At 57.5% G+C, this 25,382-nt stretch carries 21 protein-coding genes and 2 pseudogenes; 18 read left to right on the top strand and 5 right to left on the bottom strand.

The window, feature by feature from the left end:
• The first annotated feature begins 1 nt into the window (after window position 1).
• The 3 genes from JNO11_RS12105 to JNO11_RS12095 all read left to right on the top strand — a co-directional run bounded on the left by JNO11_RS12105 (window position 2) and on the right by JNO11_RS12095 (window position 4,745).
• Window positions 2-1,960, top strand: a complete 1,959-nt coding sequence (locus JNO11_RS12105) for a hydantoinase B/oxoprolinase family protein (protein ID WP_325177341.1) — start codon at window positions 2-4, stop codon at window positions 1,958-1,960.
• A gap of 62 nt (window positions 1,961-2,022) precedes the next feature.
• Window positions 2,023-3,804 (top strand): thiamine pyrophosphate-requiring protein, encoded by a 1,782-nt coding sequence (locus tag JNO11_RS12100; RefSeq protein WP_033767679.1) that lies wholly within the window; start codon window positions 2,023-2,025, stop codon window positions 3,802-3,804.
• A gap of 98 nt (window positions 3,805-3,902) precedes the next feature.
• Window positions 3,903-4,745: an oxidoreductase gene (locus JNO11_RS12095; RefSeq protein ID WP_010247836.1), complete on the top strand. Its 843-nt coding sequence runs from the start codon at window positions 3,903-3,905 to the stop codon at window positions 4,743-4,745.
• A gap of 88 nt (window positions 4,746-4,833) precedes the next feature.
• Here JNO11_RS12095 and JNO11_RS12090 read toward each other — a convergent pair whose 3' ends face one another.
• Window positions 4,834-5,061, bottom strand: a complete 228-nt coding sequence (locus tag JNO11_RS12090) for a hypothetical protein (protein ID WP_029519618.1) — start codon at window positions 5,059-5,061, stop codon at window positions 4,834-4,836.
• A 567-nt stretch (window positions 5,062-5,628) separates the two neighbouring features.
• Between JNO11_RS12090 and JNO11_RS12085 the strand changes: the two genes are divergently transcribed.
• From JNO11_RS12085 to JNO11_RS12075, 3 genes and pseudogenes are all read left to right on the top strand, one after another.
• On the top strand, window positions 5,629-7,065 hold the full coding sequence (locus tag JNO11_RS12085; protein WP_325177340.1) for an amidase family protein: 1,437 nt from the start codon (window positions 5,629-5,631) through the stop codon (window positions 7,063-7,065).
• A pseudogene (locus JNO11_RS12080) lies at window positions 7,062-8,373 on the top strand (cytosine permease). The gene JNO11_RS12085 and the pseudogene JNO11_RS12080 overlap by 4 nt, the downstream one beginning before the upstream one ends.
• The gene (locus JNO11_RS12075) at window positions 8,360-9,046 is read left to right on the top strand and encodes an isochorismatase family cysteine hydrolase (protein ID WP_311972992.1); all 687 of its coding nucleotides are present in this window, start codon (window positions 8,360-8,362) and stop codon (window positions 9,044-9,046) included. The pseudogene JNO11_RS12080 and the gene JNO11_RS12075 overlap by 14 nt, the downstream one beginning before the upstream one ends.
• Before the next feature lie 107 nt (window positions 9,047-9,153).
• On the opposite strand, the gene JNO11_RS12070 is transcribed toward JNO11_RS12075, so the two are convergent.
• A complete protein-coding gene (locus JNO11_RS12070; protein ID WP_325177339.1) occupies window positions 9,154-11,340 on the bottom strand; it encodes an EAL domain-containing protein in 2,187 nt (728 codons plus the stop codon).
• 417 nt (window positions 11,341-11,757) lie between these two features.
• On the opposite strand from JNO11_RS12070, the pseudogene JNO11_RS12065 reads away from it, so the two are divergent.
• Window positions 11,758-12,851 (top strand): annotated as a pseudogene (locus JNO11_RS12065) (mechanosensitive ion channel domain-containing protein).
• Between the two features lie 496 nt (window positions 12,852-13,347).
• Here the strand turns inward: JNO11_RS12065 and JNO11_RS12060 are convergent.
• From JNO11_RS12060 to JNO11_RS12050, 3 genes are all read right to left on the bottom strand, one after another.
• Window positions 13,348-14,766, bottom strand: coding sequence for a hypothetical protein (locus tag JNO11_RS12060; RefSeq protein ID WP_325177338.1), 1,419 nt, complete (start codon window positions 14,764-14,766; stop codon window positions 13,348-13,350).
• Between the two features lie 579 nt (window positions 14,767-15,345).
• The gene (locus tag JNO11_RS12055) at window positions 15,346-15,843 is read right to left on the bottom strand and encodes an AAA family ATPase (RefSeq protein ID WP_163798670.1); all 498 of its coding nucleotides are present in this window, start codon (window positions 15,841-15,843) and stop codon (window positions 15,346-15,348) included.
• Between the two features lie 140 nt (window positions 15,844-15,983).
• Window positions 15,984-16,613 carry a Vat family streptogramin A O-acetyltransferase gene (locus JNO11_RS12050; RefSeq protein ID WP_187491506.1) on the bottom strand — a complete coding sequence of 210 codons (630 nt, stop codon included), beginning with the start codon at window positions 16,611-16,613 and terminating at the stop codon, window positions 15,984-15,986.
• A gap of 228 nt (window positions 16,614-16,841) precedes the next feature.
• On the opposite strand from JNO11_RS12050, the gene phnF reads away from it, so the two are divergent.
• The 11 genes from phnF (at window position 16,842) to phnC (ending at window position 25,372) form a co-directional block, all read left to right on the top strand.
• Window positions 16,842-17,555 (top strand): phosphonate metabolism transcriptional regulator PhnF, encoded by a 714-nt coding sequence (gene phnF, locus JNO11_RS12045; protein WP_010247805.1) that lies wholly within the window; start codon window positions 16,842-16,844, stop codon window positions 17,553-17,555.
• Window positions 17,555-18,001: a phosphonate C-P lyase system protein PhnG gene (phnG, locus tag JNO11_RS12040; protein WP_325177337.1), complete on the top strand. Its 447-nt coding sequence runs from the start codon at window positions 17,555-17,557 to the stop codon at window positions 17,999-18,001. The genes phnF and phnG overlap by 1 nt, the downstream gene beginning before the upstream one ends.
• Window positions 18,001-18,576, top strand: coding sequence for a phosphonate C-P lyase system protein PhnH (phnH, locus tag JNO11_RS12035; protein ID WP_010247799.1), 576 nt, complete (start codon window positions 18,001-18,003; stop codon window positions 18,574-18,576). Before phnG ends, phnH begins: the two co-directional genes overlap by 1 nt.
• Window positions 18,576-19,652, top strand: coding sequence for a carbon-phosphorus lyase complex subunit PhnI (locus JNO11_RS12030; RefSeq protein ID WP_325177336.1), 1,077 nt, complete (start codon window positions 18,576-18,578; stop codon window positions 19,650-19,652). The genes phnH and JNO11_RS12030 overlap by 1 nt, the downstream gene beginning before the upstream one ends.
• The gene (locus JNO11_RS12025; RefSeq protein ID WP_033767655.1) at window positions 19,645-20,493 is read left to right on the top strand and encodes an alpha-D-ribose 1-methylphosphonate 5-phosphate C-P-lyase PhnJ; all 849 of its coding nucleotides are present in this window, start codon (window positions 19,645-19,647) and stop codon (window positions 20,491-20,493) included. Before JNO11_RS12030 ends, JNO11_RS12025 begins: the two co-directional genes overlap by 8 nt.
• A complete protein-coding gene (phnK, locus tag JNO11_RS12020) occupies window positions 20,483-21,244 on the top strand; it encodes a phosphonate C-P lyase system protein PhnK (protein ID WP_325177335.1) in 762 nt (253 codons plus the stop codon). Before JNO11_RS12025 ends, phnK begins: the two co-directional genes overlap by 11 nt.
• Window positions 21,245-21,958 (top strand): phosphonate C-P lyase system protein PhnL, encoded by a 714-nt coding sequence (gene phnL, locus JNO11_RS12015; protein WP_187492837.1) that lies wholly within the window; start codon window positions 21,245-21,247, stop codon window positions 21,956-21,958.
• The gene (phnM, locus tag JNO11_RS12010; RefSeq protein WP_325177334.1) at window positions 21,955-23,091 is read left to right on the top strand and encodes an alpha-D-ribose 1-methylphosphonate 5-triphosphate diphosphatase; all 1,137 of its coding nucleotides are present in this window, start codon (window positions 21,955-21,957) and stop codon (window positions 23,089-23,091) included. Before phnL ends, phnM begins: the two co-directional genes overlap by 4 nt.
• Entirely contained in the window at window positions 23,091-23,627 is a 537-nt protein-coding gene (gene phnN / locus JNO11_RS12005) for a ribose 1,5-bisphosphokinase (RefSeq protein WP_010247782.1), read from the top strand. Before phnM ends, phnN begins: the two co-directional genes overlap by 1 nt.
• Window positions 23,628-23,692: 65 nt before the next feature.
• Entirely contained in the window at window positions 23,693-24,463 is a 771-nt protein-coding gene (gene phnP / locus JNO11_RS12000; protein WP_325177671.1) for a phosphonate metabolism protein PhnP, read from the top strand.
• Between the two features lie 78 nt (window positions 24,464-24,541).
• Window positions 24,542-25,372 carry a phosphonate ABC transporter ATP-binding protein gene (phnC, locus tag JNO11_RS11995; protein ID WP_010247776.1) on the top strand — a complete coding sequence of 277 codons (831 nt, stop codon included), beginning with the start codon at window positions 24,542-24,544 and terminating at the stop codon, window positions 25,370-25,372.
• The last annotated feature ends 10 nt before the right edge of the window (window positions 25,373-25,382 follow it).

Below are 25,382 nucleotides of genomic sequence, written 5' to 3'. Positions count from 1 at the left end.
CATGGCGATTGATGGACGTAACTTACAGATCCTGGCGAACTACTGCGCCGCGGCTGCCGATGCGATGGCCTTTACCCTGATGCGCACGGCGCACTCCACCTTTGTGAAAGAGACGGAAGATTTCTCCTGTCAGATTGTCAGCCGCAGCGGCCTGGCGTTCGCCTCGCCGCGCAGCTTTGGCGCGCCCTGGTACAGCGGCATCGACTATGCGCCGGTACTGGCGCTGATTGAAGAGTACGCTGACGGCGACATCTGCATTACCAACGACGCCTACGCCGGCAATGTGGCGACCCACTCGCCCGATATCCACATCTGGAAACCGGTGTTCCACCAGGGTGAAATTGTCTGCTTCGTGGTGGGCCACATTCATAACACCGACGTCGGCGGCGCGGTGCCTGCCTCGCTGTCGCGCTCGCTGACCGATATCGTGCAGGAGGGGATTCGCATCCCGCCGCTGAAGATCATGCGGCAGGGTCAGCTCAACGAAGAGGTCGCCAGCATCATGCGGCTCAATGTGCGGGTGCCGGATCAGAACTGGGGCGATTTCAAAGCCCAGCTGGCGTCTGTGAACGTCGGCGAGCGTAAAATCCACGACATTATTGCCCGCTTTGGCATCGCCGATTTTTTGCAGGGCATTGAGGGCATTCTCGATTACGCCGAAGCGCAGGCGCGCAGCATTATCAAAACCATTCCCGACGGGGAATACTTCTATGCCGACTACGCCGATGAAGATGGCGAGGGCGGTTATCCCTGCCGTATCGCCATTACTCTGCGGGTGCAGGGCGATCAGCTGGAGCTGGACTACACCGGCAGCGATCCGCAACTGGCCTCGTCGCTGAATATGCCGACTGGCGGACGTGAGCGGCATCCGCTGGCGCTGGTGGGTGTTACCTATGTGCTCTCTACGCTGGACCGCTCACTGCTGCTTAACGCCGGTACGCTGCGACCCACCCGGGCAATCCTGCCGCCTGGAACGGTCATGAACTGTGAAGCGCCCGCAGCGGTAGGGATGCGCTCGCTGACCTGTGCACTGTCGCAGATTGCCACTATCGGCGTCTTCTCGCTGGCGATGCCGGAGCGTTTGCCCGCGAATTCACCGGGCGGCAACTCAATCATGAACATCCGTACCCAGACGCAGAATCGCAGCGTGGTTGCCTCGCTGGGTCCGGTGGGCGGCGGCGCGGGCGGCACGCCGCGTCACGACGGGCCTGACGGCTCCGGCGGTCTTTCAGCCTTTCTGAAAAACACCCCAATTGAGATCAACGAAGCGGAAGTGCCGATCCGCTTTCATCGCTACGGACTGGCCCAGGACAGCGCCGGAGCCGGTCGCTATCGCGGCGGTTTAGCCACCGAAATGGCATTTGAGATTTTCTCGCCCAATACCACCATTACCGCGCGCAACCGTAACCGATCGGTGTTTGCCTCGGCGGGCGTCGTCGGCGGCCAGAGTGGGGCGCTCTCTTACTTCCGTACCCGGCGCGACGGTGAGGTCATCAATCACGGCAACACTGATGTGATCCAATGCCTGCCGGGTGATGTGGTTGAAGTGCGCGGGCCCGGCGCGGGCGGTTATGGCCTGCCGGCACAGCGCGATGCCGATGCGGTGATGCAGGATGTGCGCTGCGGTTATCTCAGCGTCGCGGCAGCCAGGACGCAGTATGGCGTGGTGGTGGTTGATCACCACGTGGATCGGGCAGCAACGGAGCACCTGCGCACCACGATGCCGCAGCAGGCTGCGCACCATTTTGAGCACGGCGAAGCACGGAGTCGCTTCGAAACGCTCTGGACGCCACAGCGTTATCAGTTACTGACCGCCTTTCTGGCAAGCGCGCCGGTGAGCTGGCGTCACTTCCTGAAAACCCAGGTATTCCGGGTAGTGGCAGAGATAGGCGAAACGGCGGATATGGCACAAATATTCAGTGATTTGCGTCAGCGATACCCGGCAATGGCGAACAATTAACGGCGATTGCTCATCGTCTACTACGCTTTAAGTCTGCATGGACTACAAGGGGAAACGCGACGATGAGCATGAAAACCAGTGATTTTTTTGTCCAGCGCTTGAAAGAGTGGGGCGTCACACGCATCTACGGCTATCCGGGAGATGGCATCAACGGGGTGCTGGGTGCCATTCAGCGTGCTAACGCCAAAGGCGACGGCATCGAATTTATTCAGGTACGCCACGAAGAGATGGCGGCCTTTATGGCGGCCGGACACGCCAAATTCACCGGTGAGCTGGGCGTCTGCCTCTCTACCGGCGGGCCCGGCGCGACCCATCTGCTGACCGGACTCTATGACGCCAAAATGGATCATGCTCCGGTGCTGGCGATTGCCGGACAGGCGGAAGCGACCGCGCGCGGCTCCAGTTATCAGCAGGAGATGAACCTGGATCGCATTTTCTCGGACGTTGCCAACTTCGTTCAGGAAGCCTCGACTTCGACCCAGGTGCGCCATCTGCTCGACCGGGGCGTGCGCATCGCCAAAGCGCAAAACGGCGTGGCGGTGATCATCATCCCTAAAGATATTCAGGATGAAGAGTGGCAGCCGCCGCAGCATCTGCACGGTTTTACCCATTCCGGCAGCGGCTATCAGCGTCCCAAAGTGATCCCTTATGAAGCGGATCTGCAACGCGCCGCTGAGGTGCTTAACGCCGGCAAAAAAGTGGCGATTCTGATTGGCGCAGGCGCACGTAACGCCGCCGTCGAGGTGGTACAGGTCGCCAATGTGCTGGGTGCGGGCGTGGCAAAAGCGCTGCTGGGCAAAGATGTGCTGCCGGACGATGCGCCGTTTGTGACCGGTTCGATTGGCCTGCTGGGCACGAAGCCCTCATCCGATTTAATGCAGAACTGCGACACCCTGCTGATGATCGGCAGCGGCTTCCCGTGGACAGAATTCCTGCCGGAAGAGGGCAAGGCGCGTGCGGTGCAGATCGACATCGATCCCGCCATGCTCGGCCTGCGCTATCCCAGCGAAGTGAACCTGCATGGCGATGCGGCTGAAACCCTGCGCGCCCTGCTGCCGCTGCTGGAGCACAAAGAGGATCGCAGCTGGCAGGAAGATATTGCGCTTCAGGTGCGCGACTGGTGGACGCTGATGGAAGAGCGCGCCATGGCACCGGCTAATCCGGTCAACCCGCAGCGGGTGGTGTGGGAGATGTCGCCACAACTGCCGGATAACGCCATTGTCACCTCGGACTCCGGTTCCTGTGCCAACTGGTTCGCCCGCGACTATCGGGTTAAGCAGGGTCAGCGCGCCTCGCTCTCCGGCGGTCTGGCCTGTATGGGCGCGGCGGTGCCTTATGCGATTGCCGCAAAATTTGCCCACCCCGACAAACCGGTGGTGGCGCTGGTGGGTGACGGTGCGATGCAGATGAACAACATGGCGGAGCTGATCACCATCCAGAAATACTGGCAGCAGTGGGCCGATCCACGCCTGATCGTCTGCGTGTTCAACAACCAGGATCTCAATCAGGTCACCTGGGAGCAGCGGGTCATGGAGGGGAATCCCCGCTTTGACGCCTCGCAGCAACTGCCGGATGTGAAATATGCTGAGTTTGCGCAGTCGCTGGGAATGGTCGGTATTTTTGTCGATAATCCTGACGATCTGGCGGCGGCATGGCAGCGTGCGCTCAGCGCCGATCGCCCGGTATTGCTGGAGGTGAAAACCGATCCGGAAGTTGCCCCGTTACCGCCGCACATCACCTTTAAACAGGCGAAAGCCTTTATGGCGTCGATGGTGAAAGGCGATCGCGGTGCGGCACAGATCATCAGCGACACCGCCAGCCAGCTGTTCAATAAAAAGCATTAAGGGCTAAGTGGGGCGGTCGCGCCTCGCTAACCTTAAATCCCGGATGCACTCGCGTCCGGGTCTCCAGTCACTTCATCATCATCAACGGGAGTCTTACCATGACTGCTCACTCCAGCCCTGTCTGGTTAATATCGGGATGTTCGACCGGATTTGGTCGTGAACTGGCGCAGCAGACCATCGCGCGTGGTTTTAAGGTCGTCGTGACGGCACGTGATACCTCTTCCATTGCCGATCTGGTTGAGGGACACGACAACGCGCTGGCAGTAGCGCTGGATGTGACCCACCAGGCGAGCATCGACCAGGCCGTCAAAACGGCACTCGACACGTTCGGCACCATTGATGTGCTGGTCAACAACGCCGGTTACGGCTATCAGAGCTCGGTGGAAGAGGGTGTGGAAAGCGAAATCCGCGCGCAGTTTGATGCCAACGTCTTTGGCCTGTTTGCACTGACCCGCGCCGTGCTGCCCGCGATGAGAAAGGCGCGCAGCGGCCACGTCATCAACATTACCTCGGTGGCAGGCTTAATTGGTTTTGCCAGCTCAGGCTACTACTCTGCCAGCAAACATGCGGTGGAAGGCTGGTCAGATTCGCTGGCGCTGGAAGCGGGACCGCTGGGCATTCGCGTTACCTGTGTCGAGCCAGGTCCGTTCCGCACCGACTGGGCCGGACGCTCACTGCATCAGACGCCGAGCACGCTGCCAGACTATGCAGAGACTGCAGCCGCACGGATGAAAGCCACCGCCGAATACAGCGGCACTCAGAAGGGCGATCCGGCGCGAGCCGCCACGGCAATGATCGCCATCACTGAGCATGACAACCCGCCACGCCATCTGGTGATGGGCGCCTGGGGCCATGATGCCGTGACCAGTAAGCTTAAAGAGCGGCTGGCTGAGATCGAAGCGTGGAAACAGACGTCAGTGGAGACGGATTTTCCGGAGTAACAGGTGAGTTGCGGGTGGCGAAAAGCCGTCTGCGAGTGAGCCAGAAGCTGATAAAAATACGAAAGGCCCGTTATCGGGCCTTTAAGCGTTAAGCGCTGATCTTAGCTTTCTGCATTTCGCGCGCATTCAGCTCTTTCAACTTGCGGCGTAACAGGGCAGACGACGAGCGTTTTTTCCTCTGAGCTAACTGGGCTTTAATGGCGGGCAGATCGGGTCTGGCCAGCCATTCAGCAATCAATAGTGCCCTTAACTCCTTATACCTGGTTTCGACCGGAGCCAAAGGGGTTGTTTCATCGTGTTTATTGTAAAACGACATAGCAAGCTCTCCCTGTAGTCACTACTTTATAAGCCCGGAAACAGTCCGGGATTAAAGGTTGCGGCGCTTTCTTTGGCAACCCTGTCCGGCGATTGTAGCGTAGTTCATTTTTTAACCCAAGCAAAGCATCGTAGATCTCCTCAAGGGGTGTCGGGCGATTGCGGTCAACGATCTCTCCTGATGCAGCCTGGAAAACAAAACCGCCTATAAAGAAGCTTTCATGGTGTGCCATTAACGCCAGGAGTACGCTTTTGAAACGACAGCACTGCCTAATCCTGCAAAGCTGATATGGCGGAAATCGCCCATGCACTCCAGACCATCGAACACGTCAAAACAGACTTCAGCCAGCCCGTTAACCATTCAGCTATTACGCCCCCCTTATCGCGCAGCCCTGCGCCATCATCGTGCTGGAAAAATAAACAGCCGCCTGCACCTGGCATCATAAGAATTCGATCTTGTATCCCAGCCCGTATTCCATCTGGCATCCCCGTTTCAGACCGGATGATTCACCGCTAACTGGCACGCTTCATGCACTAGCTGACAGGTACACTTTTGGCGAGGTAACCCATGTTTGACTCCTTATTAGACGAAGATGCCACCACGATGGCCGCTCTGATTCGCAGCGGGGACGTGTCGGCTTATGAGCTGACCGGGGCGGCGCTGGCACGGATGGAACAGCGGGAACCGGCGATACAGGCTTTTTGTACCCCGACGCCTGAACTGGCAATGGCACAGGCCAGAGCCGTGGATGCCCGACGGGCACGCGGTGAAACACTGGGCGCGCTGGCAGGCGTACCGCTGGCGGTGAAAGATTTAATCTGCACCGCAAACGTCAGAACCACCTCCGGTTCGGCGGCGTACAAAGATTTCGTGCCGGAAGATGATGACATCACGGTGGAACGGTTGCTGGCCGCCGACGCCATTCTGCTTGGCAAAACCACCGCACCGGAGTTTGGCTACAGCGGGGTCGGGCACAATCCGCTGTTTCCGTCGCCACGGAATCCCTGGGATTTGAGCATGACGCCAGGAGGGTCCAGCGCCGGTTCGGGTGCGGCGGTGGCGGCGCGGCTTTGCCCGATTGCACTGGGCAGCGACGGCGGCGGGTCGGTACGTATTCCGGCGGCGCACTGCGGTATTTTCGGCTTCAAGGCGTCGATGGGCCGGGTGCCGCTCTGGCCCGGCTGTCGTGATGAACGCTACCCTGGCGTCTCGAGCTGGGAGTCGCTGGAGCACATCGGACCGATGACGCGCAGCGTGCGCGATGCCGCGTTGATGATGTCACTGATGGCCGGACCGGATATGCGCGATCGCCACTCGATTCCCTGCAGCGATGTCGACTGGCTGGGTGCGCCACACCATCTGCCAGGCAAACTGCGCATCGCCTTCAGCGCGGATTTTGGCTATGTGGCTGTTGACCCGGAAGTGCGGGCAGTGGTCAGCGCGGCGGTGCAGCGTTTTGCCGCTGAAATCGGTGCTGAACTGGAACTGGCCGATCCGGGCTTCCCTGATCCGTCGGCGGCCTTTGGCGCGCTGGTGGCGATGGAGAGCGATCTCACCGGTATGCGCCGGATGCTGGCGGAGCAGGGCAGCGAGATGTCGCCGCATCTGGTCGCTATGCTGCAGCGCGACTGGCGGGCGGAAAACTTCACCGATGCCATCACCACCCGAAAAGCGGTCAGCAACTGCCTGTGGCGCTTTATGCAGCGCTTTGACCTGCTGATTACCCCAACGCTGGCGGTGCCGCCGTTTCCGCTGGGGATGCAGGGACCGGAGATCATTGATGGCCGCATGGTCCGCAGCGATCACTGGCTCTCGTTCTGCTACCCGTTCAACTTCACCGGTCAGCCCGCCGCGTCCGTGCCCGCCGGTTTTACCGCCAGCGGCTTGCCCGTCGGTCTGCAGATTGTCGGAAGTCATCTTGATGATGCCTTAGTGCTGGCTGCCAGTGCCGCTTTCGAGCGCATTCAGCCGTGGAATCACCTTCAACCCGGAATCGCCCAATGAAAACGTCTACTACGCCTGCGCTGGAGCAGGAGTTTGAACATGAGCCGGTACCGCTGTCGCACCGTCATTCTACCCGCTCCGTCTCGGCCGTCTGGTTTGGATTTCCGATGATCCTCACCAATGCGCTGTTTGGCGGCATCATCACCTGGCATCTGGGGTTCTGGCCTGCGCTGATCGCTATTCTGCTGGGAAACCTGGTGCTGTTCGCCTATGTCGGCGCGCTGAGCTGGTACGCCGGTAACAGCGGAATGAATTTCGCCCTGCAGGCCAGACGCACCTTTGGCAGCAAAGGCTACATCCTGGTCTCGGGTTTTCTCTCGACGGTTGTGATCGGCTGGTACGCCTTCCAGACCGGCCTTACCGGCACGGTCATTAATCAGACCTTCGGCTGGAATGCGCTGGCGGTGACGGCCTTTGCCATGATCCTCTATACCGGCATTACCTTCCTGGGCGTGCGGGCGCTGTCGGTGCTGGGAATGATCGCCGCGCCGCTGTTTGTGGTGCTGGGAATGGTGGCGCTGTGGCTGATTAGTAAACAGCACGACTTCTCCGTGGTGACGCAGTGGAAGGGCAGCGCCAGCGCAGCCGGTGCAATGAGTATGGGCACCGCCGTCACCATGGTGGTGGCCGGTTTTGCTGACTCCGGCACCATGACCGCTGACTTTACCCGCTGGTCGAAGAATGGCCGTTCGGCGGTGATCGCCGCGTTCTCTGCCTTTCCGGTCGCTAACGTCATCTCTTACCTGTTCGGTGTGGTGATTGTGGCCGTGGGCGCAGCAGTTGATCCGCTGACCAATGGCGGCAACTTCCTGCCGATGCTGATGGGGCACAGCGCCTTTTTTGTCGGTAGTGGCCTGCCTGTTTGTCTTTATCAATCTCGGATCGGTCTGCACACACTGCCTCTATAACGGGGCGGTGGGCTTCAGTCATCTGTTCAGCAGTAAAATGCGGCTCTGGACGCTGATCCTGGGTGCCATTGGCGGCGTGCTGGCGCTGGCGGGCGTCTGGTCTTACTTCCTGGAGTGGCTCAGCCTGCTCGGCATTGTGGTGCCGCCGTTTGGTGCGGTGATGATCGTGGATTTAATTTTTATGGCGCGCATCAGCGAACAGCGTCCGGCGCAGCGTTTTCGTGGTAATGCGTTTGCCGCCTGGGCGATTGGCAGCCTGTGTGCGGTGATCGCCCACGTCGCTTTCCCTCAATTTGGTGAAGCGGTTATTGGTCTGGTGACCGCCGCCATCAGCTACAGCGTGATCAGCAAAATGCGCATGCCGCGCCCGGTAATGGAGAACAGCAATGTCCGACTATAGCGTTAATTCAACCCCCTACGCCTGGCCGTTTGACGGCACTTTTACGCCGGCTGACACCGCGCTGATCGTGATTGATATGCAGACCGACTTCTGTGGCGTGGGCGGTTATGTCGACAGCATGGGCTATGACGTGAGTCTGACCCGCGCCCCCATTGTCCCGTTGCAGCAGGTGCTGGCGGCGATGCGCGCCCGGCAGTTTCCGGTTATTCATACCCGCGAAGGGCACCGGCCCGATCTCAGTGATTTGCCCGCCAACAAACGCTGGCGCTCGCGGCGAATGAACGCCGGGATCGGGGATGACGGACCGTGCGGCCGTATTCTGGTGCGCGGTGAACCGGGCTGGGAGATTATCCCGGAGCTGGCACCGCTGCCGGGTGAAGTGGTGATTGATAAGCCGGGTAAGGGATCGTTTTATGCCACCGATCTGGAGCTGATATTGCGCAGTCGCGGCATCCGTAATCTGATCCTCACCGGCATTACCACCGACGTCTGCGTCCACACCACGCTGCGCGAAGCCAACGATCGCGGCTTTGAGTGCCTGGTGCTGTCTGATTGCTGTGCTGCGACCGAGCAGCATCATCATGAGGCGGCGCTGAGCATGATCCATATGCAGGGCGGCATCTTTGGCGCGGTCGCCCATTCTGCCGCGCTGCTGGATAGCCTGGGGGTTTAATTTCCCGCAACAACGGGTGAAGGGTGATGTTGATCTTCTGATCTCAGATGCATCACGCAGCCGGAAAGCCTGAGCACAGAGCTGCGCTCAGGCTTTCCACATCAGTATCACTCATGCTGCGCATTGTCTGGCGCAATAGTTTTCATCAGCGCCGCGAGCTGATCGGCGGGCACCGCCTGACTGAACAGATAGCCCTGCAACTGATTACAGCCTGCATCTGCCAGCGCAGACATCTGTCCTGGCGTCTCGACGCCTTCTGCTGTCACCATCAGACCCATGGCATGACCCAGCTTCACCACCGATTCAACAATCGCCACTGAATTTTCCGCCACGCCCAGCGACTGGGTGAATGAGCGATCGATTTTGATTTTATCCACCGGAAAGTTGCTGAGATAGTTCAGGCTGGAGTAACCGGTGCCAAAGTCATCCAGCGCAACCCGGAAGCCCGCATCACGCAGCTCCACAATAATGGCGCGTGCTTCACGTTCATCTTCGATTAACACCCCTTCGGTGATCTCCAGTTCCAGGCGCTTCGGATCGCCGCCGTTCTGGCTGACAATCGCCATCACCCGCTCAACAAAGCCGGTAGAGCGGAACTGCACCGGCGAGACGTTGACCGCCACCAGCAGTTCGGGAAAACGCTGCTGAGTGACGCAGGCTTCAGCCAGTACCCATTCGCCCAGCGGAATAATCAGGCCGGTCTCTTCGGCAATCGCGATAAATTCACCGGGCGCAATCAGGCCGCGGGCTGGATGGTGCCAGCGCAGCAGCGCTTCGATGCCCACCATCTGCTGGCCGCCAATATCCATCAGCGGCTGATACCAAACCTCCAGCCCCTGATGGGTATGCAGCGCCGTACGCAGGTCGGCAGCGATGGTCTGTCGGGTCCGCACCGACTCATCCATCGCCCGTTCAAACTGTCGATACGTGCCGCGCCCGCCGCTTTTGGCCTCATACAGCGCAATATCCGCTTTGCGCATCAGTTCCAGCCGATCAACCCCATCTTTGGGTGCCAGCGCCAGTCCGATACTAGCGCCACTCCAGACATCGCTGCCAAACAGCGTAAAAGGCTCACTCAGTTCATCGATAATGCGCTGCGCCGGGCTATGCACCTGGCCGATATTATCGACATCTGGCATCACCACGATAAATTCATCACCGCCGATGCGTCCTACCGTATCGCTGGCCCGCACGATACGGCTCAGGCGCTGTGCGACCGCGATGATTAGTTCATCTCCGGCATGATGACCGTGAGTGTCGTTGATGGTTTTAAAGCGGTCGAGGTCGATGAGCAGCAGCGCCACCCGCTGATCGTGGCGCGTCGCCAGAGCCAGCGCCTGGGTTAAGCGGTCTTCGACCAGTGCGCGGTTCGGCAGGCCGGTCAGCACATCATGAAACGCCAGGTGCTGTGCCTGAGCCTCCGACGCGCCGAGCCTGAGCATGGATTGCGAGAGGTTCACCGACGAGTTCCAGAGTCGCCGCACCATATAAAGGCACAGCAGGGATATCGCCAGTACCGCCAGCCCGGTAGATGGCCCGATGGTGCGCAGCATCTGCGCACCGGGACGGGAGGGGATCCAGTTCAGATAGCCAACCGCCTCACCCGCCTGCGCGATCAGCAGATAGCGCGCGCCGGTTCCCGGCTGTGGCGTGCCGTCGGAGAAGTGCAGCCCCTGCAGCTGATTGCGTTCCGCCAGGCCCGCCAGATAGCCGTCATCAAGAAATTTCAGGCTCACCAGCCGGAAACGCGGCAGGGCATTGCTCTCCCGCTGGATGTTACCTACTGCCAGCGCGGCGGCCCGGTTTGTCACACGGGCATAATCGGCGTTATCGTGGCGGGCCGGATCGTTGACCAGCGGGCTTTGCAGCACCTCACCAATCAGCGGGTCATCTTCAGGGGCGGAGACCGGCTGGCCTTCGCGCCAGACTCTGACGATCTGATTTTGCTGGTCCAGCACCAGAATCAGCTGATGGCCGAACATCTCATACAGCCACAGCCCAATGTTCTCATCCAGCCACCTGCTGCTGTTGCCCTCCTCCAGATGCTGCTCAAAGGGTCCCCAGCGCGACAGGCTATGTAGCTGGCGCAGATGCTCATTCAGGCTCTGTGAAAAAGAGGCCTCAATCATCCGTTGCTGCTGATGCCGGGCCTCCGTATTGGTAAGTGAGGTGCCAACAAAGAGCGCAGCCCCTGCACCTACAAACGTCAGCAATAAGATAGCGACCAGCGGCACCAATACCTCACGCAGGAAACTGCGACGAAAATCAGAGGAAAGTTTAAGGGTGTTAATCATATTGTTGTTTTTCTCAGCAGCAGGGGAACAGCTTAAAAATTAGCAGATTGCACAAAAACGTCCACGCAAAGCGTTGCGCTTAGTGATTCTGGCAACGTTTTTGTTGCCGGATGATCAGGGCTGGCTAAAAAAAAGGGGAGTGAAAAAGTGGCCGTGTTGTATCAGATATTTTAATGGGGTTAGCTGGCTGGACGGTGACATGAGGGCCAACATTCGGCCTCTGTATCAGTAGCCATAAGGCTGGCGCGCGACAGCCTCTCTGGACGCATCACCGTGCATTTCCTGTTAACTTCGCCGCTATGGTTCATACTCATGTGCGCTGATTGTGTTACGAACGGATAGCCGTGAAGACAACGGTTACTGAGTTTGTCACTTATCTGACAGCCTGAGGTTGTCAGCTTACTATAAGGGAAAATAATGCCATTGTTATTCGGTGAGTTATCTGGTTTCCCGTCATGGGTGCCTGTTGTATTACTCGTCTCGCTCTCTTTTGTGCTGGGATTTCTGGCCCGCCTTATCCTGCTCCGGTTCATCCGCTACTGGCAGATTCGTGACAGAAAACTGTTTAAATCCCTTGAGAAGCATCTTAGCGGCTCGATGTTCTTTTTTATTCCGTTATTAATGATTAATGTCGGCGTTAATTACATCGATTTCCAACCGGAATCTCTCTCTTTAATCACCAATATCATCAATGTCTTTATTATTATGTCATTTTGCTCGGTCTTAATCCGGCTGACCAATGTGGCGCAGGATATGCTTTATATCCGCTATGACATTAATATTTCCAATAACCTTCGTGCGCGTAAAATTCGCACGCAGATTATCTATGTCAAAAAAGTGGTTATTGTCATCCTGGTTCTGTTCTGTGTTTCGCTGATTCTGCTCAGCTTCCCTGCGGCGTCCGGAAATTCGGCACCACCATTCTGGCCGGTGCGGGTGTTGCCGGTATCATTATTGGTTTTGCGCTGCAGAAGTCGCTGGTCAATCTGTTCGCCGGTATTCAGATCGCTTTTACCCAGCCTATTAAAATTGATGATGCGGTAGTGGTAGAAAAAGAGTGGGGCTGGATTGAGGAGATCAACCTGACCTATGTGGTGGTGCGCATCTGGGATTTGCGTCGGCTGGTGTTGCCGATCACCTACTTTACCGAAAATCCGTTTCAGAACTGGACGCGCAATAACGCCCAGATCTTAGGCTCGGTGTTCCTTTACGTGGATTACTCCATGCCGCTGGAGCCGCTGCGCAAGCATTTTGAAAAGGTGCTGAGCGAAACCAAGCTTTGGGATCAGGAAACGTCTGTGCTACAGGTGACCGACACCACCGAGAAAACCATGACCATCAGGATGCTGATGACCGCGCAGAACTCCCCGATCGCCTTTGATTTACGCTGTTACGTGCGTGAGAAGATGATTGAGTTTATTCAGCAGAATTACCCGGAAAGCCTGCCGCAGGTGAGAGCATCACTGACGGATACCGGGCGTGAGAAGGTGGGAATAGGGACGGCAGAATAGGGGCAAGCTGGGAGCGGCAGTCTGCGTGGGTGTGTGCATCCTGATGGCTGTTGCTCCGTTGTTCTTTCAGGGCAGGCGATGGTGTGTTTGTCCGCCTGGTGCCAAGAGCTGAAGTTGTTACAGCATTTTGTAGTAATTACTGGTGAGCAGATCACTAATCGCAAACATAAAGTGCATATTCCGACCCAATCCGGAGCGCTGACATGGCCGCCGAAGGTGCTTGTTACAGCCTTGCCAGCCTGAGCGAGGGAGTGTGGTCCAGTGCACAGCGACGGTCGGAATTAATAAAATAACACCATCTAATTAATGGGTCATGAAGATTTGAATGAGCAGTTTTGTAATAAGATAACTTAAATGCTTCAATCGCCTTTTCGGCAACTTCATCAATCTCTTACTTCAAGATTATATATGCTCCTGACATGTCAACTCCTTGGGGTATTTTTTATTTGCAATGCATAACTCTCAAAATAAAATATATTTTCACTTCTCATTGCAATTATTGAATTTTTGATTTTAGAATTTTCTCTTGATTCCTACTTTTTATAATATTAGGTGTTTCTGGTTTATATAAACCGCATTGAACCAATTCGTCAACCTCTTTTGGATTGCCCTCCATTGCAAAAGTCATGCTTCCCAACATCAAATCGGCCCAACGAGCCTCCTCTACTTGATCTGGCATCTCTCCAGTCATTGTTATTGCCCGCGAGCTCATTGACTTAACTACTGCCAGACTAAATGGGGCCTGTGGTGGTTCGATATTATAATTATTTCGCTCACTGATAAGTTGGTTCAGTTCTTTTGCTTCTTCCATAAGGGTTTGTGGTATCTGCTGGTTATTTATCTGTCTGGTAGAGACAAGAACCTGTGCCCTTACCGCATCTAAACTTGGCATTATGAAATCTCTGAGAACAAAGTAAAACTCAAGCTGGCTTATTTGTGCAGCTTCTGCAGGTTCTCTGAGCTCTATAAACATACGGGCCATTATCTCCTTATCCTTGAGTGGCGGACAAAGAGCTTTCATATTATGTAATACATTTTTTTCAAATGAACGGGTTCTGTCAGACGCAATTAGCACTTGCCTATAATCTTCACGAAATATCTTTAAAATAGCGGACAGATTATCAAAAGCACGCGCGTCTATATTTAAACCAGTTTCTTTCACTTGAGATTCAATTTCCCCCAGCGATGTTGACACAGGTTTTGCACAGAATGTATCCAGTTCCCATGATGATAAAAATGGTTTTTCATCAAGGGTCTTCAGACATGTGCTGTATGCATGATCCAGTTTATTGGTCAGAGTTAAAAACTGAGAGATGTCTTTATCCGTGTTCTCTCTGAGATCAACCTGAGCATTGTGATAAGTCAGATACTGATGAACTACATAAATACTGCTAATGATCAACAGACATCCAATAGCAATTCGCATTGCCCACTGTAGATTGGATGGACGCTTGAACCAATACCCAAAATGTTCCCGCTGTACAGATTCATACCTCCTAATTTGATTTTCAAGTGTCTGCCACCCCCAAAACGTTACCGGAAAGCGTCCTTGAAGCAAATGCGACTGGGTAATCTGCACGGCTTCATCTTCAAGAGCGACATCATTTGGGCAGGTCGACAGAATGTAGAAGTGAGCGATTCTATTCTTGAAATTATTAGTTTCTCTAACTGCGGTATGAATATCCTTTGGTTTAAGTCTACTACCATAACCTTGATCCCTACCTTTGCACTGAACTGCGATTACATCTCCATTTGGAAGAATGCCAAGCGCATCTACGCCGTTCTGCCGCTGCCCGCTACGGCCATAGGCCTGAAACTTGCAACCATAGATTTCGCTCATCAAAGTGATGCAGAGTCTCTCAAAATTTTGCCAATCAGCAGGAATGGGATAGCTTGCGGAGTTTGGGGCCGTCATTCGTAAACCTTATTTATTCCATATTCACTTAAGTGATAATCCATGATCTGTCTAACAAGGGGTTGCTAACTTCTATGACCTTTAGTCAGTAACAGAGTGAAAACATTATGCATCAAAAAAGGGGGTGTCGGTAGGTTTTACAACAGGTTTAGCTCGGAACGCTTATCGATTTTCATTCTGTCATCCATTCGCAGTGTGAGCAATGAACTCGTTAAAAAAAGGTCTCAAGAACTTTAATACATAAGAACAATCATTCAATAAATACAGATATCGATAGACATTAAGCTATCAAGGTTGGCGCTGCTTAGCAGGGCCGTAAAGGTTCTGTTACGCGCCTGGCCACTTCCTGATACCTGCTCCCCGATGATTAATATACCGCGATGTTAGAAATGTCCGGTCCTTGCTCATAACAGACCTGACCCTAGAGCAACCCGGGTTGCCTTACCCATCTTCTTCATAACCCTGCTGATATTGCCGCTCAGGTCTAAGTACTTAGAGTGCCCACAACTGTTTTGATCGGTGCAGCCTCAGGTTAAAACGTTGATTGCCGTTAAGGGTGCGGGCTGAACGCGGTCAGGGCTAAATGCTTGTCTGGATAATGATATCAACGCACTCAGCAGGCGATAATTCTGCGGTATCCAACAGCAGATGGTCTCTGGTCCACGGTTCATAAACACGATCCACAACGGCTTGCCAGTCAGGCACTTTTAAACCAGGAATATCTGAGATTCTGTTCTCTACACGGGCACGATGCTGTTCTGGATCCGAACAGAGGATTTCAATTTCCAGAAAGGGAACACCTGATGATAGTGCGATATCACGAAAACTATCGCGCACCAGGTTAAGGTCATTCACCGAGTCAGTGACAACAGTTGACCCTAGTTGCAGATTGTCCCGCGCAAGCTCATAAAGGATGAAGTAGCCTTCAGGGCCAATATCCCTGAAAGTTGCTGAACTATTACGCAGAGCCTGTTCAACTGTGTCGACGCGTAAATACACCGCTTTCAATTTTTCAGATAACATTTTAGCGATAGTGCTTTTTCCGCAACCCGGAAGGCCACTAAAGATGTAGAGCATAACGACTCCTGTTTAAACCCACACTCCGGCGGTAAATCAAACACATTGATACATCAGTCTGCGCGAAATTATGCGAACTCGTTTCGGATGACCGCCACCCTTTGCCAGCAGCGGGCAGTGTTTATTCCACTTCTGCCCGGCTATTCATCTGGCAGTGCTTCAAGGTCTGCGGAGATAATTGCCGGTAGGTTTTGAGTAATCTTTTCTACCGGCCAGTCCCACCAGGCCAGCTTCTCTAGTCGGGATATGGTTTCATCAGTAAAACGCTGCCTGATCACTCTGGCCGGGTTGCCACCCACAATCGAATAGGCCGGGACATCCGACGTCACAACAGAACGTGACGAGATTATTGCGCCGTTGCCGATTTTAACGCCTGGCATAATCAGCGCCTGATAACCCATCCATACATCATTACCAATCACTGTATCGCCTTTATAGGGCAGATCGCCGGACTGAGGCTGGGCTGTTTCCCATCCATTTCCGAAAATGTAAAACGGAAAAGTGGAGAAACCCGCCATGTTATGGTTTGCCCCGTTCATGATGAACTGAACGCCTCTGGCTATCGCGCAGAATTTACCAATGATCAGTTTGTCACCAATAAAAGGGAAGTGATAAAGGACATTGCGCTCAAAGTTTTCTGAGTCTTCAGGGTCATCATAATAAGTAAAATCCCCGATTATGATGTTGGGGTTTTTCACCGTATTTTTGATAAAACAAACCTGTGGGAAGCCTTCCATTGGATGGGGATTGGCGGGATCCGGTCCGTACATATTCTCTCCATTAAGCGCAACGTTAGTTCGTTCCAGTGTACACCAGGCAGCCAGTCGTTCTATGCGAACAGGCTCAATGCCTGCTTGCTGTAAATCCCTGACTACCACATTCACCTCTCCTTCACCCCCCGCGTCACGGTTCTGTCATCTGATCCCCTCAAGCTAACACCATCCCGCAGCGTCTTTTCACTGCGTTCCCACTCTGTAACCCGTGAGGATTTCATCGTGATGGAGTTATCCAGACATCCGACCACTGTATATCAGGCTGTTGCCGCACAACTGGAGCAGGCGCTGAAAGAGCGCTACCGCTGCGGCGACTATCTTCCTTCCGAGCAACAACTGGCCGATCACTATGAGGTGAATCGCCACACGCTGCGTCGGGCGGTGGATGAGCTGGTGCACAAAGGGCTGCTGCAGCGCCGTCACGGCGTCGGCATCCTGGTTTTGATGCGCCCTTATGACTATCCGCTGCATGCTCAGGCGCGATTCAGCCAGAACCTGCTGGAGCAGGGCAGTCATCCCACCAGCGAACGGCTGCTGGCGGTGCTGCGTCCGGCCAGCAACGACGTTGCCAATGCGCTGGGCGTGAAAGAGGGCGACAACGTCATTCATCTGCGCACCCTGCGTCGCGCCAACGGCGTGCCGCTCTGCCTGATCAACCATTTCCTCGCCGACCTCAGTTGGTGGCCACAGCTTCAGCAATTTAACAGCGGGTCGCTACACGACTTCTTAGTGGAGCACACCGGCAAGCAACTGGTTCGCACCCAGACCCGCATCAGCACCCGCCGGGCGCAGGCCAAAGAGTGTCGGCAGCTCGACATCGCGCTGCATTCGCCGCTGCTCTGCGTGCGGACCCTGAACAAAACCAGTGATGGCGCGGTGGCGGAATACTCCGTCAGCCTGACGCGCGGCGACATGATTGAACTGACTCTGGAGCACTAATGGAACAGCAAACGGATCGCCAGCGCTGGCTGTCGGTGCTGGCGCACAGCAGCGCCGCCTTGCTTGAGACGCACTGGCAGGCGCTTAACCTCCAGCCCGCCTTTACCCTGATCCGTCCGGCAGAGATCGGGCTGACACGGTTGCAGGCGCGGATGGGGGCCACCGGCAAACGCTTCGTGATGGGTGATGCCACGGTGACGCGCGTGGTGGTGCAGCTCAGCGACGGCACACTGGGTTACAGCTATCTGTTAGGGCGTGACAAAGCCCATGCCGAACGCTGCGCCCTGTTGGATGCGCTGTTGCAGCAGCCGGAAACCCGGCAACTGCTGGAAGAGAAGATTATTACCCCGCTGGCGGCGTGGCGCGATGAGCAGCGACAGCTGCGCGCCCGCGAGATCGCCAGCAGCAAAGTGGATTTCTTTACGCTGGTTCGCGGAGATAACTGATGACTTTACTGGCAAGTTTTAACCATCCGGTGGCGGATGCGCAGCGCGCGTTTCGCCGCATTCTGAAAGCGATGAGCGAACCGGGCGTGATGGTCTCGCTGCCGCTGCAACAGGGCTGGGGCGCACTGTCACCGGCGGCCACGGCGCTGCTGTTGACGCTGGTCGATCAGGAAAGCCCGGTCTGGCTGGATGCGGAAATCGACAACGAACAGCTGCGCAACAATCTGCGCTTCCATACCGGCGCGCCGATCACCACACAGCAGGATGCGCCTTTTGCCCTGAGCCATGCGGCGGCGCAGCCCGATCCGACGCAGTTCGCGGCCGGTGACAACATGTCACCAGAAAAAAGCACCACGCTGATTATCGAAGTGCCGTCGCTGAATGGCGGCCTGACGCTGCGCCTCTCCGGCCCTGGCCTGCGGGAAACCCGCGCCATCGCGCCACAGCTGCCCGAAAGCGTGCTGGAATATCTGCGCACTCGTCCGCATCCGTTTCCACAGGGCGTGGATCTGATCTTCACCTGTGGCGAAGCGATCATGGCCGTGCCGCGCACCACCGTTGTGGAGGTGTGCTGATGTATGTCGCGGTGAAAGGGGGCGAAAAAGCCATTTCAAATGCCCACCAGTTGCAGGCCGATCTGCGGCGCGGCGATCGGGCGGTAGCCGAACTCGGCTGCGATCAGGTGGCGCAGCAGCTGGGACTGGCGGTGGATCGGGTGATGACCGAAGGCGGAATTTACGATCCCGAACTGGCGGCGCTGGCGATTAAACAGGCCAGCGGCGATCTGGTCGAGGCGATCTTTCTGCTGCGCGCCTATCGCACCACGCTGCCACGCCTGGCGGAGAGCACGCCGCTGGCGACCGGTGCGATGCGCATCGAACGCCGCATCTCGGCGGTCTATAAAAATCTGCCGGGCGGCCAGGTATTGGGGCCAACTTACGACTACAGCCACCGTCTGCTCGATTTCACCCTGCTGGCCAATGGCGAAACGCCTGCCGCGCCGCGTGACGATCGTTCGGTGCCTGATCAGTGCCCGCACATGTTCAGCATGATGAGCGATGAAGGGCTGGCTGCCGCTGAGATGGATGACGGCAGCGAGCCTGTCGATATCACTCGCGAGCCGATGAGTTTTCCCGCCTCACGCGCCGCCCGCCTGCAACAGCTGGTGCGTGGCGACGAAGGCTTTCTGCTGGCGCTGGGTTATTCGACCCAGCGCGGCTATGGCCGCACCCATCCGTTTGCCGGCGAGATCCGCACCGGCACTCTCAGCGTCAGTATCTGTCCAGAAGAGCTGGGTTTTGAACTGGAGATCGGTGAGCTGCTGCTGACGGAGTGTGAAATGGTCAACGGCGTTGCCCACAGCGACGACACGGCGCCGCACTTTACCCGGGGTTATGGGCTGGTGTTTGGCCGCGCCGAACGTAAAGCGATGGCGATGGCGCTGGTGGACAGGGCGCTGCAAAGCCGCGAACAGCATGAGCGTGTTACCAGCCCGGCGCAGGATGAGGAGTTTGTGCTGTCGCACGCCGACAACGTGGAAGCCGCAGGCTTTGTCTCGCATCTCAAGCTGCCGCACTACGTCGATTTCCAGGCGGAACTGGAACTGCTGAAACAGTTGCAGCACGATTATCAGGAGCGCAACCATGGCTGAACTCACCGGCTATAACAACGGCTATCTCGATGAGCAGACCAAACGCACCATCCGCCGCGCCATCCTGAAAGCGGTGGCGATCCCCGGCTATCAGGTGCCGTTCGCCGGACGTGAGATGCCGATGCCCTACGGCTGGGGCACCGGCGGCATCCAGATCACCGCCAGCATGATTGGCGATCAGGATGTGCTGAAGGTGATCGATCAGGGCGCAGATGACACTACCAATGCGGTGTCGATCCGCCAGTTCTTTAAGCGGGTCAGCAATGCTGCCACCACCGAGCACACCGCCGATGCCACCCTGATCCAGACCCGGCACCGCATCCCGGAAACGCCGCTGGAAGAGGATCAGATCCTGATTTTCCAGGTGCCGATCCCGGAGCCACTGCGCTTTATTGAGCCGCGCGAAACCGAAACCCGCACCATGCATGCGCTGGAGGAGTACGGCATCATGCAGGTGAAGCTGTATGAAGATATTGCCCGCTACGGCCACATCGCGACGACTTACGCCTATCCGGTCCGGGTCAACGATCGCTACGTGATGGATCCTTCGCCCATTCCCAAATTCGACAACCCGAAGATGCACATGATGCCCGCGCTGCAGCTGTTTGGTGCCGGGCGTGAAAAGCGCATCTACGCCTTGCCGCCTTACACCCGTGTGGAAAGCCTGGACTTCGACGATCATCCGTTCACCGTGCAGCAGTGGGATGAACCCTGCGCGCTGTGCGGCTCGCGCCACAGCTATCTCGATGAGGTGGTGATGGACGATCAGGGAACGCGGATGTTTGTCTGCTCCGACACCGACTTTTGCCATCAGCAGCAGGAACAGCAACATGCACAGTGAAAAGCCGCTGCTTGCGGTGAACCAGCTCACCCATCTTTATGCGCCGGGCAAAGGGTTTGAGCAGGTCAGTTTTGATCTCTTTCCCGGCGAAGTGCTGGGCATTGTCGGCGAGTCCGGCTCCGGTAAAACCACGCTGCTGCAGAGCCTGTCGGCGCGTCTGACGCCGCAGCAGGGCAGCATCCTCTATCAGAATCGCGACCTCTATCAGATGAGTGAAAGCGATCGCCGTCGCCTGCTGCGCACCGAATGGGGCGTGGTGCATCAGCATCCCATGGACGGGCTGCGTTCGCAGGTCAGCGCGGGCGGCAACATCGGCGAACGGCTAATGGCGACCGGACAGCGCCACTATGGCGACATCCGCGCCGAGGCGAGCCGCTGGCTGCAGGCGGTGGAGATTGACGCCGGTCGCATCGACGATCTGCCCACCACCTTTTCCGGCGGTATGCAGCAGCGGCTGCAGATCGCCCGGAATCTGGTGACGCAGCCGCAGTTGATGTTTATGGATGAGCCGACCGGCGGGCTGGATGTGTCGGTGCAGGCGCGACTGCTGGATCTGCTGCGGACGCTGGTGCGCGAACTTAATCTGGCGGTGGTGATTGTCACCCACGATCTCGGCGTGGCGCGACTGCTGGCGCATCGCCTGCTGGTGATGAAGCAGGGGCGGGTGGTGGAGAGCGGTCTGACTGACCGCGTGCTGGACGATCCTCATCATCCTTACACTCAACTGCTGGTCTCTTCGGTGCTCAATTAAATGACAACTATCACTCCGCGCCTGCGGGTAGAGAATTTGTGTAAAACCTTTGTGCTGCATAACCAGAAAGGCGCGGCGCTGCCGGTGCTGCATAACGCCAGCCTGACGGCAGGCGAGGGCGAATGCGTCGTGCTGCACGGTCATTCCGGCAGCGGTAAATCCACACTGCTGCGCGCGCTTTACGGCAACTATCAGCCCGACAGCGGCCACATTCGGGTCGCGCATCAGGGCGAGTGGATCGACATGGCGCAGGCATCGGCGCGCCAGATTATCGCCCTGCGCCGCGACACGCTGGGCTGGGTCAGCCAGTTTCTGCGGGTGATCCCGCGCGTGCCGACGCTGGAGATTGTGATGCAGCCGCTGCTGGAGCGCGGCGTCGAGCGCGCCTTATGTGAAGCACGTGCCGCCGAACTGCTGACCCGGCTCAACGTGCCGCAGCGTCTCTGGTCGCTGGCCCCGTCCACTTTCTCTGGCGGAGAGCAGCAGCGCGTCAATATCGCTCGCGGCTTTATCGCCGACTATCCGGTGCTGCTGCTGGATGAACCCACCGCCTCGCTCGACAGTGTCAACAGCGAGGCGGTGGTGAGCCTAATTGAACAGGCGCGCGCCCGTGGTGCCGCCATCGTCGGTATTTTTCACGATCGGGCGGTGCGCGAGCGGGTAGCGGACCGGCTGCACCTGATGCACCCAATCGAGACAGGAGCGCAGGCATGATCATCAATAACGTCAGACTGGTGCTGGAAAACGAAGTGGTAACCGGATCGCTGGAGTTTCGCGACGAGCGCATCAGCAGCTTCAGCGAAACCACCAGCCAGCAGCCGGGCGCGCTGGATGGCGAGGGCGCCTGGCTGATGCCGGGTCTGGTGGAGCTGCACACCGATAACCTCGATAAGTTTTTCACGCCGCGTCCGAAAGTGGACTGGCCGGCACACTCGGCGATGAGCAGCCACGATGCGCTGATGGTCTCCAGCGGCATTACCACGGTGCTGGATGCGATTGGCGTCGGGGATGTGCGCGACGGCGGGCACCGGCTGGATAACCTCAGCAAGATGATCGACGCCATCCGCGACAGCAACCGCAAAGGACTGAACCGGGCCGAGCATCTGCTGCATCTGCGCTGTGAACTGCCGCATCCCACCACTACGCCGCTGTTTGAAGCGCTGATGGGCACGCCGGAGCTGGCGCTGGTGTCGCTGATGGACCATTCGCCGGGTCAGCGTCAGTACGCATCCCTGACGAAGTATCGCGAATATTATCAGGGCAAATATCAGCTCAACGACGCGGAGATGGATCAGTTCGAGCATGACCAGCTCACCCTGGCGGCAGAATGGTCACAGCCCAATCGTCAGGCGATTGCCGGACTCTGCCGGGAACATGGCATCGCCATTGCCAGCCATGATGATGCCACCGCGGCACACGTGGAGGAGTCCCATGCGGCAGGCAGCCGCATCGCGGAGTTTCCTACCACGCTGGAGGCGGCACGCGCCTCGCGTTATCGCAATATGCAGGTGCTGATGGGCGCGCCAAACATCGTGCGTGGCGGCTCGCACTCCGGCAACGTCGCCGCCTGGGAGCTGGCGTCACACGGCCTGCTGAATATTCTCTCCTCCGATTACTATCCGGCGAGCCTGCTGGATGCAGCGTTCCGGCTGGCAGATGATGAGCGCAACAGCCTCGGCATGGCGCAGGCGATCGCGCTGGTCACCTGTAACCCGGCGCGCGCCTTAGGGCTCGAAGATCGCGGGGTAATCGCCGAAGGCTGCCGCGCCGATCTGGTGCTGGCGCATACCGCACACGGCTACCCGCACGTGCGGCACGTCTGGAGCAAAGGCCGGCAGGTGTACTGATGGCGCGGCTGATCTGGCTCACTGGTCCTTCGGGTTCGGGTAAGGACAGCCTGCTGGATGCGCTGCGGGCGGCACCTCCGCCACGGCTCCTGATCGCCCATCGCTACATTACCCGCGCCGCCGATGCGGGCGGTGAAAACCATGTGGCGCTGACCGAGGCGGAGTTTGCCCGCCGCGCCGCGCTGGGACTGTTCGCGGTGAGCTGGCAGGCGCACGGTTTCAGCTATGGCATTGGCTGTGAGACGGAGCAGTGGCTGCTGCGCGGGCAGAATGTGGTGGTGAACGGTTCGCGGCTGCATCTGGCGCAGGCGCAGGCCCGTTTCGGCACGCAGCTGCTGCCGGTCTGTCTGCAGGTCACACCCGCCGTGCTGGCAGCGCGGCTGCGCCAGCGCGGACGGGAAGATGAGGCGGAGATCGCCCGGCGGCTGGCGCGCGCCGCACAGCCGCAGCCCGATGGCTGCCTTATCCTCAACAACGACGGCGCGCTGGCGGATACCGTGTGCCTGCTGCGTCAGATACTGGAGGCGCATCAATGAAACTCTCTTATCCTGGCACCGGCGGTGACAGTCCGGCATCGACATCCGCTACCAAAGGCGCATCAATGAAACTCACTTTTCTGGGTACTGGCGGGGTCACTGCCGCACCGCTGCCGGGCTGCGACTGTCGCGCCTGTCAGCGTGCGCAGCTCAACAGCGACTACGCGCGTGCACCCTGCAGCGCGCTGATTGAGTTTGGTCGCGAGCGCATCCTGCTGGATGCCGGTCTGCCGCTGCTGGCGTCGCGCTTCCCGCCCGGCACACTGACACGCATTCTGCTGACTCACTACCACATGGATCATGTGCAAGGGCTTTTTGCACTGCGCTGGGGAGTGGGCGCGCCGGTTCCGGTCTGGGGTCCACCCGATCCGCGAGGCTGTGACGATCTCTATAAACATCCAGGCCTGCTCGATTTCCGTCCCGCCTTAACGCCGTTTGTAGCACACGCCTTTGGTGAACTGCAGGTTACGCCGCTGCCGTTGCAGCACTCGAAGCTGACGCATGGCTATCTGTTCGACTGGCACGGCACCCGGCTCGCCTGGCTGTGTGATACCTGCGGATTGCCACCCGACACCGCCGACTTCCTGCGCGGTCAGCCGCTGGACCAGCTGGTGATTGACTGCAACGATCCGCCGCAAGCAGAACCGCGTAACCATAATGATGTGACCCAGGCGCTGGCGATAGCAGAGATGCTCCAGCCGCGTCAGACCTGGCTCACCCATCTCAGTCATGAGATGGATAACTGGTTAGCTGAGAACCCGTTGCCGGACGGTGTGCTGGCTGCCCGTGACGGCCAGACATTGCTGTGCGGCACGCACTGGCCTGTCACGGTTTGATCATCTGACTGTCATCTCGTGTTCATCGCGTCACGCCTTAATAACCCGCAGAACGCAATCAGCGATGACGGAGAAACCATGGCACAGGCACTTCTGAAAACGGTGGTCGACAACGACCTGCCACCGGCCAGCCTTAGCGGACAAAAAGTGTTGTCGGTGCAGAAACTGAGCAAAGCCTACGGCGACACTCAGGTGCTGGATCAGGTCAGCTTCGACCTGCACGCCGGTGAGCTGGTGGCGGTGATTGGCCGCTCTGGCGCGGGTAAATCGACCCTGCTGCACATGCTCAACGGCACGATTGAAGCGACTTCCGGCGCGATTATCAGTCTGCATCATGGCGAAGCGGATCGTAACGTGGTTACGCTCAACAGCCGCCAGCTGCGCGAATGGCGCAGCCAGTGCGGCATGATCTTTCAGGATTTCTGTCTGGTGCCACGCCTCGACGTGCTGACCAACGTGCTGCTGGGCCGTCTGAGCCAGACCGGTACGCTGAAATCCTTCTTTAAAATCTTCTCCGACAATGACCGGGCGCACGCCATCGAACTGCTGCAGTGGATGAACATGCTGCCGCAGGCGCTGCAGCGGGCGGAAAACCTCTCTGGCGGTCAGATGCAGCGTGTGGCGATCTGCCGTGCCCTGATGCAGAACCCCAAAATCCTGCTGGCCGATGAGCCGGTGGCGTCACTCGATCCCAAAAATACCAAGCGCATCATGGATGTGCTGCGTCAGGTCAGCGAGCAGGGCATCAGCGTGATGGTCAACCTGCACTCGATTGAGCTGGTGAAAAGCTACTGCACCAGGGTGATTGGCATTCAGCGCGGCGTGGTGCTGTTTGACGGCCATCCTTCAGGACTGACCGACAGCCTGCTGCACCAGCTGTACGGCGATGAACTTAACCAAATCCATTAACTTCCACAGC

Origin of the sequence: Pantoea sp. 1B4 (assembly GCF_016925765.1) — a bacterium.
GTDB lineage: Bacteria > Pseudomonadota > Gammaproteobacteria > Enterobacterales > Enterobacteriaceae > Pantoea > Pantoea agglomerans.
This window is presented reverse-complemented; position numbering and strand designations above follow the sequence as displayed.